Here is an 11,926-nt window from a genome sequence, read left to right on the forward strand (position 1 = left end):
AACATGTGCCCGATATCCTCAAGCGCGCCCATCTCGTCGGCGCACTCTCGCTGACGGTCGATGCGCTGGTGAACGCGGCTGTCGCCGCGGCTGCGCCCGCGAAAGCCACGGCGGCCGGCCCGCAGGACGGCCGTGCGGGCCCGTCGGCCGCGAAGGCTCCAGCCGCGGCCTACTTCCCCGCCAACGCCCATGCCCTGGGCCCCGGAGAGGATCTGCAGGCCGCGCTAGACCGCCACCGCGTGGTGCGACTGGGCGAAGGGACGTACCGCAATTGCACCTTGCGCAGCGGCCAGCATCTGCGCGGGTTCTCGGGCAAGACGCGCATCGAACGGCTGACCATCGAGCCGGGCGCGCGCGACTTCTCCGCCCTCGGCGTCAGCGGCAACGTGGTGTTCCCGCCCTCGCAGGCGGTCACGCGCGACGGCTTCGTGGGCGCCAGGTTCGGCGACGTCATCGGCCGCGGCGCCGCGCTGGAGCGCGTGATGTTCTTCGCCTGCGTCCAGGGCGGCTGCGATTTCCGAGACAGCCGGGTGAAGGACTGCACCTGGGTGCACGAGCAGAGCCATGACGGCGGCTGGCAGAAGGATCATCCGATCTTCGTGCTGAGCGGGCCGGGCAGCGGCAACACCATCGTGGCCTTCAACGCGCTTGGCGCGAAGCGCCTGCCGCTGTCGGTGGCCAATCAGCGCGGCTTCACGCTCGTCGGCTTCGACGAGGAAACCTACAAACCCCACGAGGACGGCGGCCCGAGCCTGCTGCTGCGCGACAGCCCCGGCGCGACGGTCGTGGGCATGGGCGGCCATCCGCATCAGTCCGACGGCCTGGACAGCGACAGCGCCGGCACGACGGTGGTGCTGAGCAACCAGAACTCGGACGCCGGCAGACGCCTGGCGCGGCTGCGCGCCGGCGGCAACATCGTGCGCAGCCCGCGCTATGCAGCTTCTGCCGGCCTGCCCGACCAGGTCGCTCCTCCGACTGGCGTGGCCCTGCTTGCCGAATGGCAACGACCGGTGCCGATCGTGCCGGCGCCCCGGCACACCGGTGCACTGGGCGACGACACGGCACATCTGCAGCGCCTGCTCGATGGCGGCGGAGCCGTGGTGCTGGAGCCCCGCGCCTACGGCGTGCGTGGCACCCTGCGCATCAAGCCTGGCGGCACGCTCGCGGGCACCTGGGGCAAGACCAGCCTGGTTGCCTCCGGCGATTTCCCGATCCTCATGATCGATGGCTCGGGTACCGCGGCGGTGGATCTCTACGACCTGCAGTTCCAGGGTGGCAGCGTGGGCCTTTACCTGACGGTTCCAGGCCTGCAGCTCACGACCTTCAACTGGATCGGGCTCACCTTCCGCGGCCAGACCCGGGGCGCGGTACACATCGACAACGCCTATGGCCTGGACAACGGCGGCATGGCGCGTTGCGCCTTCATCGACTGCGCTGCGGGCATCCTGCAGACGCCGGGCACGGGGCCGCTGAGCGACGCCAATGCCAGCCTGTGCTACATCGACAAGTTCCATAGTTGGCAATGCCTGTTCGAGAACTGCGGCCGGCCCCTGGACCTGCGCATCAGGCGGGCCGACAACATGGTGTCCTGGACCCAGTGCACCTTCCGCAACAACCGCGAGGCGCCCTTCGTCGGCAGCCATGCGAACTACCCGCTGTTCGTGGGCTGCCATTTCATCGGCCCGGGCACCCGGGGCGCCGCGATCGACAGCGCCTCGTCGACCACGGTCGTGGCCCGCTGCTTCTTCGAAGGTGCGCAAGGCCTGGGCGCCAACCTTGCATTGAACTGCGAGTTCAGCTGAACGCCGCCGCCGCGCTTCGGCGCCGGGTTTCGGCACGCGCAGCGCATCGGCACCGGAAGTGCTAAGGTCGCCCGCACAGGGTTAACCCTCAACTCACTCTTCGATCTCCCGTGCCCCTTCCCACAGCTCCAGTCCGTGTCGGACAGCCTGCCGCTGCCGTGCCCGCAGGCCTGTCGCCTGCCCTGACACTGCTGTTCGCGATCGCCTGCGGCCTCTGCGTCGCGAACATCTACTTCGCCCAGCCCCTGATCGGGCCGATCGCAGAGACGCTGCAGATGCATGCCGGGCTGGCCGGAACGATCATGACCCTGACCCAGCTCGGCTACGGCGCCGGGCTGCTGTTCCTGGTGCCGCTCGCCGACGTGGTCGAGAACCGCCGCCTGATCCTCGCGGCGATGGCCGGCGCGGTGCTCGGGCTCATCGGCATCGCACTGTCGAACTCGGCGGCAAGCTTCCTCGCGGCCTCGTTCCTGGTCGGCACCTGCGCGGTGGCCGCCCAGGTGCTGGTGCCGCTGGCCTCCCACATGGTGCCCGACGCGACCCGCGGCAAGGTGGTGGGCAACATCATGGCCGGGCTGCTGGCCGGCATCATGCTCGCGCGTCCGTTCTCGAGCCTGGTGGCCTCGGCCCTCGGCTGGCGTGCGGTGTTCGCGATCTCTGCCTTGCTGATGGCAGTGCTGGCACTGGTGCTGTGGCGGGCGCTGCCGCGACGCGTGCCGCACGGCTCCATCGGCTATGCGCGCACGCTGGCCTCGCTGCCGGGCATCGTCTGGCGCACGCCGATCCTGCGCCGACGGGCCGTCTACCAGGGCATGCTGTTCGCGGCATTCCAGGCCTTCTGGACCACGGTGCCGCTGGCGCTGGCCCAGCAGTTCGGCCTCGGCCAGGGCGGCATCGCGCTGTTCGCGCTGGCCGGCGCCGCGGGCGCGCTCGCCGCACCCTGGGCCGGCAGGCTCGCCGACAGCGGCCGAACCCAGCCGGCCACGGGCGCCGCGATCGCCGTGGCGCTGCTGTCCTTCGGCATTGCAGCGCTCGGCGTGCGTCATCACTCGCTGGCCGCGCTGGTGGTCGCCGCGGTGCTGCTCGACGGCGCGGTCCAGCTGTGCAACGTGCTGAGCCTGCGCAGCCTCTACATGCTGGCGCCGGAACTGCGCGGCCGGCTCAACGGCCTGTTCCTGACCTCGATCTTCCTGTGCGCCGCAGTGGCCTCGGGCCTGTCGGCGGCGCTCTACACCTTCCACGGCTGGGGCGCCCTGTGCCTCCTGGGCGCCGCCTTCGGCGCGGTCGCGCTGGCGTTCTATGCCACCGAGTTCCGACGCGGGGATGACCCGACACCGCCGCGGGCCAGTCCGGCGCCGCGATAATAAGGGTTAACCCTTAATTCCCTCTCCATGATCCCCTCGACCGGTTCCCCGGCCAGCGGCGCTGCGCGCATGCCGATGGCCCTGCTGGCGCTCGCCGCCGCCGCGTTTGCCATCGGCACCAGCGAATTCGTGGTGATGGGCCTGCTGCCCGAGATGGCGCTGGATCTCGGCGTCACGCTGTCGCAGGCCGGCCTGCTGGTCACGGGCTACGCGCTGGGCGTGGTGGTCGGTGCGCCGGTGTTCGCGGTCGCCACCGCGAGGCTGCCGCGCAAGGCCACGCTGGTGGCACTGGCCTGCCTGTTCGTGCTGGGCAACCTCTTGTGCGCCCTGGCGCCCGACTACCGCCTCCTGATGGCGGCGCGTGTGATCACCGCGCTCGCGCACGGCACCTTCTTCGGCATCGGTTCGGTGGTCGCGGCCGGCCTGGTGGCGCCGCAGCGTCGCTCGCAGGCCATCGCGCTGATGTTCACGGGCCTCACCCTGGCCAACGTGCTGGGGGTGCCGATGGGACGGATCATCGGCGAGCATTTCGGCTGGCGCATGACCTTCGCGGCGATCGTGGTGATCGCGCTGGCGGCCGTGGCCGCGCTGGTGCTGCTGCTGCCCCGCAGGATCGAGATGCAGAAGGGCAACATCCTGCGCGAATTCACCGTGCTGGCCGACCGCCGCGTGCTGCTCGCGCTGGCGACCAGCGCCCTGGCCTCGGCCAGCCTGTTCTGCGTCTTCACCTTCATCGCGCCGCTGCTGACGCAGGTCAGCGGCTTTGCCGAGTCGGCCGTGGCGCCGATCCTGCTGCTGCTCGGCATCGGCCTCACGATCGGCAGCACCGTGGGTGGTCGCCTCGGCGACCACCGCCTGATGCGCTCGCTGCTGGGCGTGCTGGGTCTGAATGCCCTGGTGCTGGGGCTGCTGCACTATGCGCTGCCCATGAAGGTGCCCACCGTCGTGCTGCTGCTGCTGTGGGCCACGCTGTCCTTCGCGGTGGTGCCGCTGCTGCAGACCCTGATCGTGCAGCAGGCCAGTGCTGCGCCCAACCTGGCATCGACGCTGAACCAGGGCGCCTTCAATCTCGGGAATGCAGCCGGTGCCTGGATCGGCAGCGGCATGCTGGCGGCCGGCGCACCGCTGGCCGGCCTGCCCTGGGCCGGCGCCGCCATCACGCTCGGCGCCCTTGCGCTGGCCGCATGGAGCAGTCGGCTGGTGGGCACGGAACCCGCGCTTCAGGCCGCCTGACCAGAGGCGCGGCGCGGGGCCGTCGCGGAAAGATCAGGGGCCGCCGAGCTGGCCGTACGAGGTGCGCAGGCCCGCGTAGTCCGTCGGGCCGCTGCTCTCGGGCGGATTGCCGGTCGCCGTCAGCCAGGCCGCGATGCTGGGCAGCCGGCGGTCGAAGTACACCTGCAGCTGAGCCCACTTGCCGGCCTCCGTGTGGCCCTCGGTAAGTTCGAGTGCCTCGACCGCAATGGTGCGCAGGCTGGTCACCATGGCGAGCGAGCGGCCGTCGAGCTGCTGCAGCGTGACCTCGCGGCCCTGCGCGAGGATTTCCTCGAGGATGCGGCGGTGCACCGCATAGTCGGCCCAGCTTCGCTTGATGCAGGCATCGCTGAGTTCGCGAAACACCCAGTGCATGTTGGTGGCGAAGATGGAAGCCACCTGCCCCGCCTGTCGCAGGCCCTGCCGGGAGTTCTCGAGCTGCAGCCGCACGCTCCAGAGGATGGCCGCCAGCACGCCCAGCGTCTGCAGCCAGGCCGCCCACTCGGCCGAACTGGCCGGGCGGTAGAACCAGATCACGAGGACCAGCACAAGGCTGCCCGACAGCACCGCCGCGGCGAGCCGGCCCATCGATTTGCCAGGAGGCGGGGTGGCGTTGTTCACGAGCGCGGCCCGTCCTTGCCGAACATCTTCCGGATGGCCGCGACGCCGGCCACCAATGCATTGGCATAGCTCGAATGCGGGTCGACCGCAGATTCGATCGGCAGGTAAGGCAGGGCTTCGTCCATCATGTAATCGGCGGCCTCCATCAATACCCAATAGAACTCGCCTTCTTCGAGTTCTTGGACGGTCAGCGCGATATTTCGCAGTTGCGACATGGAGTTAGGACGGGTTATGGATAGAACGAACGTATGCTATTCAGGCCCTCTGGAAACGCCTAGTCACAATTTCACGATTCGTTGCAAATGTGACCAACCGGTATTGAATTGGCAAGTGTCCATTGGCGGAATTGCCAAGTTTTAGGCGTTCCGCGCATTTCCGGCGGCCCCTGGCGGGCCGCTGCGCGGGAAAAACTCAGGCCTCGGCGAGCGCCCGAGCGAGCACGGTGCGGGCCATCGCCTGGGCCAGTTCCTGCTCCCCCAGGCAGACCGTGACCGCGTCCTGCTGGGTGAGCAGGCGCGCCTCGTCCTCGTTGTGGCTGCGGATCACGGTCTGGATGCCGGGATTCAGCGTGCGGGCCGCCTCGATCATCTGCCGCACGTTGATGGCGTCTGCCGTCGCGATCACGAGCACGCGGGCGCGGGCGATGTGGGCCTGGATCAGCACCGCCGGATCGGCCGCATCGCCCCACACCGCGGCCATGCCGTCGGCGCGGAGCTTCTCGACGATGGCGCGATTCTGTTCGGCCACCACGAACGGGATGTCGTGCGCGACCAGGGCCGCGGCGATGCGCCGGCCCACACGGCCATAGCCGACCAGCACGACCTGGCGCGACAGGAAGCGCGCCTCGGTGTGCATCGGCAGCTCGGCCAGCGGGTCGTCGCGCGATTCGAGCCCGCGCGCGAACGAGGAATGCGCATGCAGCCATGTCTGCAATGGCGCGATCAGGCTGAACCAGAGCGGATTGCTCGCGATCGAGATCAGGGCTCCGGCCAGCAGCAGGCTCTGGCCTTCGCGCGGCAACAGGCCCAGCGAGCCGCCGAGCGCGGCGAGGATGAACGAGAACTCGCCGATCTGCGCCAGGCTCGCGCTCACCGTGAGCGCCGTGCCCAGCGGATAGCGGAACAGCAGCACCAGCGCGCAGGCAGCGACCGACTTGCCGACCACGATGACTAGCACGACCGCGAGCACCTGCAGCGGGCGTTCGATCAGCACCGAGGGATCGAACAGCATGCCGACCGAGACGAAGAACAGCACCGCGAAGGCGTCGCGCAACGGCAGCGATTCCTGCGCCGCGCGATGGCTGAACTCGGATTCGCGCATCACGACGCCGGCGAAGAAGGCGCCGAGGGCGAACGAGACCCCGAACAGCGCGGCCGAGGCGAAGGCGATGCTGACCGCCGCCGCCACCACGCAGAGCGTGAAGAGCTCGCGCGAATTGGTGCGCGCCACCTGCCAGAGCATCCACGGAAACACGCGCCGCCCGACCACCAGCATCAGCGCCACGAAGCCGCCGACCTGCAGCAGCGTGAGGCCCAGGGTCTGCCAGATCGGCGTGTTCGATTCGGCGGCTTCGGCCTGGCCGCCCAGCGCGCCGGCCAGCGGCGGCAGCAGCACCAGCACCAGCACCATCGCGAGGTCCTCGACCACCAGCCAGCCGATCGCGATCCGGCCCGTGAAGGATTCGAGGATGCCGAGGTTCTCGAGCGCGCGCAGCAGCACGACCGTGCTGGCCACCGACAGCGCGAGCCCGAAGACCAGCGCACCGCCCAGATTCCAGCCCCACCAGCTCGCGAGGCCGACCCCGAGCAGCGTCGCCACCGTCATCTGAACCAGCGCGCCCGGCAACGCGATGCGCCGCACCGCGAGCAGGTCGTCGAGCGAGAAATGCAGGCCGACGCCGAACATCAGAAGCATGACGCCGATCTCGGCCAGTTGCGCCGCGATGCCGGCATCGGCCACGAAACCCGGCGTGAACGGGCCGATGATGACGCCCGCGAGCAGATACCCCACCAGCGCCGGCAGCCGCAGCCGCGTCGCCAGAAAGCCGAACACCAGCGCCAGCCCGAGGCCGGCGGCGATGGTGTTGATCAGGGAAACGCTGTGATGCATCGTTCCTGCATTCTGCAAGAACGACGCCCGGACTCGCTCAGCCCGCCATCTTGCTGGTGCGGGCGTTGACCAGTTCCTCGGGCTCGTTGGCCTCGACCCAGGTCTCGTTGTTGAGCCCCGCCTGCAGGCGGTCGGTGTCCAGCGCATCGGTCCACTTCGCCACCACGATGGTGGCCACGCCGTTGCCGATCAGGTTGGTGAGCGCGCGGGCCTCCGACATGAAGCGGTCGATGCCGAGGATCAGCGCCAGGCCGGCCACCGGCACGTGCCCCACTGCCGACAGCGTGGCCGCGAGCACGATGAAGCCGCTCCCCGTGACGCCCGCCGCACCCTTGGAGGTCAGCAGCAGCACGCCGAGCAGCGTGATCTCCTGCATCAGCGTCATCGGCGTGTTGGTGGCCTGGGCGATGAAGACCGCCGCCATCGTCAGGTAGATCGAGGTGCCATCGAGATTGAACGAGTAGCCCGTGGGAATCACGAGCCCGACCGTGGTCTTGTTGGCGCCCAGGTTCTCCATCTTCTCCATCATGCGCGGCAGCACCGATTCGGAAGACGAGGTGCCCAGCACGATCAGCAGTTCTTCCTTGATGTACTTGATGAACTTCCAGATGCTGAAGCCGTGGAAGCGCGCGATCAGCCCCAGCACCACGAAGATGAACAGCAGGCACGTGAGGTAGAAGGTGCCCATCAGCTTGCCGAGCGAGAACAGCGAGCCGATGCCGTACTTGCCGATCGTGAAGGCCATGGCGCCGAAGGCACCGATGGGCGCCAGCTTCATGATGTAGTTGACGATCACGAAGAGCACGTGCGAGCCCTTCTCGATGATGTCGAAGATCAGCGTGCCGCGGCCGCCGAAGCGGTGCAGCGCAAAGCCGAACAGCACCGCGATCAGCAGCACCTGCAGGATCTCGCCCTTGGCAAAGGCGTCGACGATCGTGTTCGGTATGACATGCAGCAGGAAGTCGACCGTGCCCTCCATCTTGCCCGGACCGGTGTAGGCGGCGAGCGCGCGGGTGTCGAGCGACGCCGGGTCGATGTTCATGCCGGCGCCGGGCTTGAACAGGTTCACGAGCACCAGACCGACGACCAGCGCGATCGTGCTCACGATCTCGAAGTACAGCAGCGCGAGGCCGCCGGTCTTGCCGACCTTCTTCATGTCCTCCATGCCGGCGATGCCCACCACCACGGTGCAGAAGATGATCGGCGCGATCATCATCTTGATCAGCTTGATGAACCCGTCGCCGAGCGGCTTCATCGATTCGCCGAGCGAGGGCTGGAAATGGCCCAGCAGCACGCCGATGATCACGGCGGTGATGACCTGCACGTAGAGCGATCGGTAGAGCGGCAGTTTTCTGGGCGGCACGTCCGGCGCGGCGGTGGTGCTTGGTGTCATGTGGATCTCCTGGATATGGAATGTTGGAATGGGAGACGGTCTTGTGGAACCCTGATTGCAATGCGCGCTGCCGACAAATGAAAAAACCCGCCAGGGCGGGTTTTCTCGATGCTGCTCTTCGCGTTCGGGGCCTCAGTGCATGTGAAGCCCGCCGTTGACCGAAAAGTCGGCCCCGGTGGAATAGCCGCCCTCGTCGGTCGCAAGCCACGAGATGATAGACGCGATCTCGCTGGGCTCGCCCAGGCGCTTGACCGGAATCGTGCCGACGATCTTGTCGAGCACTTCCTGGCGGATCGCCTTCACCATGTCGGTACCGATGTAGCCCGGGCTCACGGTGTTCACGGTCACGCCCTTGGCAGCCAGTTCCTGCGCCAGCGCCATCGTGAAGCCGTGCATGCCGGCCTTGGCGGCCGAATAGTTGGTCTGGCCGGCCTGCCCCTTGGCGCCGTTGACCGAACTGATGTTGATGATCCGGCCCCAGCCCTTCTCGACCATGTCGCCGACCACCTGCTTGGTGACGTTGAACATGCTGTTGAGGTTGGTCTCGATCACCGAGCTCCAGTCCTCGGGCGTCATCTTGAGGAACATGCGGTCGCGCGTGATGCCGGCGTTGTTGACCAGCACGTCGATGCTGCCGTGTTCGGCCTTGGCCTTGGTGAAGGCCTCGACGGTCGATTGCCAGTCGCCGACATTGCCGACCGATGCATGGAACTCGAAGCCCTCGGCCTTCTGCTCGGCCAGCCATTTGGCGTGATCCCGCGTCGGGCCGCAGCCCGCAATGACGGTGAAACCGTCCTTGGCCAGGCGCTGGCAGATAGCGGTTCCGATGCCACCCATCCCCCCGGTGACGTATGCGACTTTTTTGCTCATGGAAGTTCCTTGGTATGTGCGAGCCTGGAGAGGCGTCGATCACTGTACAGATATTTCCTGGCGGCTCCGGCTGAGGAAAACACTGACCCCTCAATGCAACCGTCTGTCACAAGCCGTCCATATACTCGTTCGATGTCTTCCATCGCCCTGAACGGGATCGCCAAGTCTTGGGGCGACAGCACCGCCTTGCATGCCGTGGACCTGCGCATCGACGCCGGTTCCTTTTGCGTGCTGCTCGGTCCGTCGGGCTGCGGCAAGTCGACCACGCTGCGCATCCTGGCCGGTCTCGAGACCGCTTCCGCAGGCCGTGTGCTGATCGACGGTCAGGACGTCACCGACCTGCCGCCGGCGCGCCGCGGCATTGCGATGGTGTTCCAGAACTACGCCCTCTTCCCGCACCTGAGCGTGGCCGACAACATCGGCTTCGGGCTCTCGGTACGGCGCACGCCCGCCGCCGAGAGCGCGCGCCGCCTGCGCGAGACCGCGTCGCTGCTCGGGCTCGAGACGCTGCTCGATCGCAAGCCGGGCCAGCTGTCGGGCGGCCAGCAGCAGCGCGTGGCGCTCGGCCGCGCACTGGTGGCGCAGGCCAAGGTGTGCCTGATGGACGAGCCGCTGTCGAACCTCGATGCCCAGTTGCGCCAGGACATGCGCCGCGAGCTTCGCGAGTTGCAGCAGCAGCTCGGCCTCACGGTGGTCTACGTCACGCACGACCAGACCGAGGCCATGAGTATGGCCGACCAGGTGGTGCTGCTGAACAAGGGCCGGGTCGAGCAGGCCGGCGCCCCGCGCGACCTGTACGCACGACCCGCCACCACCTTTGCGGCCCGCTTCATCGGCACGCCGCCGATGAACCTCGCGGCCCTGGAAGACGGGCGCATCGCGGGCAGCGAGGTCGCGGCCGGTGTCGCCGGCGGCACGCTGGGCGTCCGGCCCGAGGCGATCTCGCTGGCCGCCGACGGCATTCCCGCGACGGTCCAGAGCGTCGAGTACCTGGGTGCCGACCTGGTGCTGCGCTGCGCGATCGGCAGCCAGAACCTGCTCGTACGGATGGCGGGTCAGCACGTGGCGGCGCCGGGCGACCGGGTCCGCCTGCGCTGGGCCGCGGCGGACGCTCACGGATTCGATGCCGGCGGACGACGCCTGGCCTGACTTTCACCAACGAGGAGAAGCAACCACCATGCAACGCAAGACCTTCATCAAGACTCTGGCGCTGCCGCTGTTCGCAGCCGGCGGCCTGGTCGTCGGCAGTGCCGGCGCGCAGGCGCAGACGCCGGTCGAAGTCCAGTTCTACTACCCGGTGGCCGTGGGCGGCCCGATCGCCAAGACCATCGACGGCTTCGCGGCCGGCTTCATGAAGGAGAACCCCGGCATCAAGGTGACGCCGATCTACGCCGGCACCTACCAGGAAACCATCGTCAAGGCCCTGACGGCCCACAAGTCGGGCACGCCGCCGGTCACCTCGGTGCTGCTGTCGACCGACATGTTCACGCTGATCGACGAGGAGGCGATCGTGCCTTTCGACGACTTCGTCAAGACCGCCGAGGACAAGGCCTGGCTGGCCGGCTTCTACAAGGCCTTCATGATGAACAGCCAGACCGGCGGCAAGACCTGGGGCATTCCGTTCCAGCGCTCGACCGTCGTCATGTACTGGAACAAGGAGCTCTTCAAGGAGGCCGGCCTCAACCCCGACAAGGCACCCGCGAACTGGGCCGAACTCAAGGAAGCGGCGACCAAGCTCACGAAGAAGGATGCCGGCGGCAAGGTCACGCAATGGGGCGTGCAGATTCCGTCGAGCGGCTTCCCGTACTGGCTCTTCCAGACCATCACCACGCCCAACGACGCCATCCTCGCGAACGAGGCCGGCACGGCAGTCAAGCTGGACGACCCCAAGGTGATCGAGGCGCTGCAGTACTGGGTCGACCTCGGCAAGGCCGGCATCCAGCCGCCCGGCGTGGTCGAGTGGGGCACCACGCCGAAGGACTTCTTCGAGCGCAAGGCCGCGATCATCTACACCACCACCGGCAACCTGACCAACATCAAGGCCAACGCGAAGTTCGATTTCGGCGTCGGCATGATTCCGGCCAACCGGCGCAAGGGCTCGCCCACGGGCGGCGGCAACTTCTACATCTTCAAGAAGTCCACCCCGGCGCAGCAGGAAGCGTCGTTCAAGTTCATCAAGTGGATCACCCAGCCCGAGCGCGCCGCGCAATGGAGCATGGACACCGGCTACGTCGCGGTCTCTCCTGCCGCCTACGAGACCGACACGCTGCGCAAGTACGGTCGCGACTTCCCGCAGGCGCTGGTCGCGCGCGACCAGCTCCCGTTCTCGGTGGCCGAGTTCTCGACCCACGACAACCAGCGCGTGACCAAGGCACTCAACGACGGACTGCAGGCCGCACTGACCGGCACCAAGACGCCGGCCCAGGCCATGCAGGACGCACAGCGCGAAGCCGACCGCATCCTGAGACCTTTCAAGTGACCCTCGGAGTGCCCTGCCTCGCAGGTCTGCCACTCCT

At 67.9% G+C, this 11,926-nt stretch carries 10 protein-coding genes; 5 read left to right on the forward strand and 5 right to left on the reverse strand.

Annotated elements, in window-relative coordinates; all coding sequences use genetic code 11:
* Nucleotides 1–5 precede the first annotated feature (5 nt).
* The 3 genes from QTH87_RS14690 to QTH87_RS14700 all read left to right on the forward strand — a co-directional run bounded on the left by QTH87_RS14690 (nucleotide 6) and on the right by QTH87_RS14700 (nucleotide 4,399).
* Nucleotides 6–1,802 (forward strand): hypothetical protein, encoded by a 1,797-nt coding sequence (locus QTH87_RS14690; protein ID WP_286610027.1) that lies wholly within the window; start codon nucleotides 6–8, stop codon nucleotides 1,800–1,802.
* Nucleotides 1,803–1,960: 158 nt separating this feature from the next.
* Nucleotides 1,961–3,166, forward strand: a complete 1,206-nt coding sequence (locus QTH87_RS14695) for an MFS transporter (RefSeq protein ID WP_286610028.1) — start codon at nucleotides 1,961–1,963, stop codon at nucleotides 3,164–3,166.
* A gap of 69 nt (nucleotides 3,167–3,235) precedes the next feature.
* Complete coding sequence (locus QTH87_RS14700; protein WP_286610405.1) at nucleotides 3,236–4,399, forward strand: MFS transporter; 1,164 nt, start codon at nucleotides 3,236–3,238, stop codon at nucleotides 4,397–4,399.
* 33 nt (nucleotides 4,400–4,432) lie between these two features.
* On the opposite strand, the gene QTH87_RS14705 is transcribed toward QTH87_RS14700, so the two are convergent.
* The 5 genes from QTH87_RS14705 to phbB all read right to left on the reverse strand — a co-directional run bounded on the left by QTH87_RS14705 (nucleotide 4,433) and on the right by phbB (nucleotide 9,410).
* Nucleotides 4,433–5,038, reverse strand: coding sequence for a hypothetical protein (locus QTH87_RS14705; RefSeq protein ID WP_286610029.1), 606 nt, complete (start codon nucleotides 5,036–5,038; stop codon nucleotides 4,433–4,435).
* Nucleotides 5,035–5,253, reverse strand: coding sequence for a hypothetical protein (locus QTH87_RS14710; protein WP_286610030.1), 219 nt, complete (start codon nucleotides 5,251–5,253; stop codon nucleotides 5,035–5,037). Before QTH87_RS14710 ends, QTH87_RS14705 begins: the two co-directional genes overlap by 4 nt.
* A gap of 196 nt (nucleotides 5,254–5,449) precedes the next feature.
* Nucleotides 5,450–7,147, reverse strand: coding sequence for a cation:proton antiporter domain-containing protein (locus QTH87_RS14715; protein ID WP_286610032.1), 1,698 nt, complete (start codon nucleotides 7,145–7,147; stop codon nucleotides 5,450–5,452).
* Nucleotides 7,148–7,184: 37 nt separating this feature from the next.
* On the reverse strand, nucleotides 7,185–8,540 hold the full coding sequence (locus QTH87_RS14720; protein ID WP_286610034.1) for a dicarboxylate/amino acid:cation symporter: 1,356 nt from the start codon (nucleotides 8,538–8,540) through the stop codon (nucleotides 7,185–7,187).
* A 132-nt stretch (nucleotides 8,541–8,672) separates the two neighbouring features.
* Entirely contained in the window at nucleotides 8,673–9,410 is a 738-nt protein-coding gene (phbB, locus tag QTH87_RS14725) for an acetoacetyl-CoA reductase (protein ID WP_286610036.1), read from the reverse strand.
* 132 nt (nucleotides 9,411–9,542) lie between these two features.
* On the opposite strand from phbB, the gene QTH87_RS14730 reads away from it, so the two are divergent.
* Entirely contained in the window at nucleotides 9,543–10,559 is a 1,017-nt protein-coding gene (locus QTH87_RS14730; RefSeq protein WP_286610038.1) for an ABC transporter ATP-binding protein, read from the forward strand.
* Nucleotides 10,560–10,587: 28 nt separating this feature from the next.
* The gene (locus tag QTH87_RS14735; RefSeq protein ID WP_286610039.1) at nucleotides 10,588–11,889 is read left to right on the forward strand and encodes an ABC transporter substrate-binding protein; all 1,302 of its coding nucleotides are present in this window, start codon (nucleotides 10,588–10,590) and stop codon (nucleotides 11,887–11,889) included.
* The last annotated feature ends 37 nt before the right edge of the window (nucleotides 11,890–11,926 follow it).

It is taken from the genome of Variovorax jilinensis (assembly GCF_030316885.1).
GTDB classification, from domain to species: Bacteria; Pseudomonadota; Gammaproteobacteria; order Burkholderiales; family Burkholderiaceae_C; genus Variovorax; species Variovorax jilinensis.

What these genes read in the sequence shown, in the direction of transcription:
- QTH87_RS14700 (WP_286610405.1), top strand. Translation starts at nt 3,236, where the DNA reads ATGCCGATGGCCCTGCTGGCGCTCGCCGCCGCCGCGTTTGCCATCGGC.
- QTH87_RS14710 (WP_286610030.1), bottom strand. Translation starts at nt 5,253, where the DNA reads ATGTCGCAACTGCGAAATATCGCGCTGACCGTCCAAGAACTCGAAGAA.
- QTH87_RS14715 (WP_286610032.1), bottom strand. Translation starts at nt 7,147, where the DNA reads ATGCATCACAGCGTTTCCCTGATCAACACCATCGCCGCCGGCCTCGGG.
- QTH87_RS14720 (WP_286610034.1), bottom strand. Translation starts at nt 8,540, where the DNA reads ATGACACCAAGCACCACCGCCGCGCCGGACGTGCCGCCCAGAAAACTG.
- phbB (WP_286610036.1), bottom strand. Translation starts at nt 9,410, where the DNA reads ATGAGCAAAAAAGTCGCATACGTCACCGGGGGGATGGGTGGCATCGGA.
- QTH87_RS14730 (WP_286610038.1), top strand. Translation starts at nt 9,543, where the DNA reads ATGTCTTCCATCGCCCTGAACGGGATCGCCAAGTCTTGGGGCGACAGC.
- QTH87_RS14735 (WP_286610039.1), top strand. Translation starts at nt 10,588, where the DNA reads ATGCAACGCAAGACCTTCATCAAGACTCTGGCGCTGCCGCTGTTCGCA.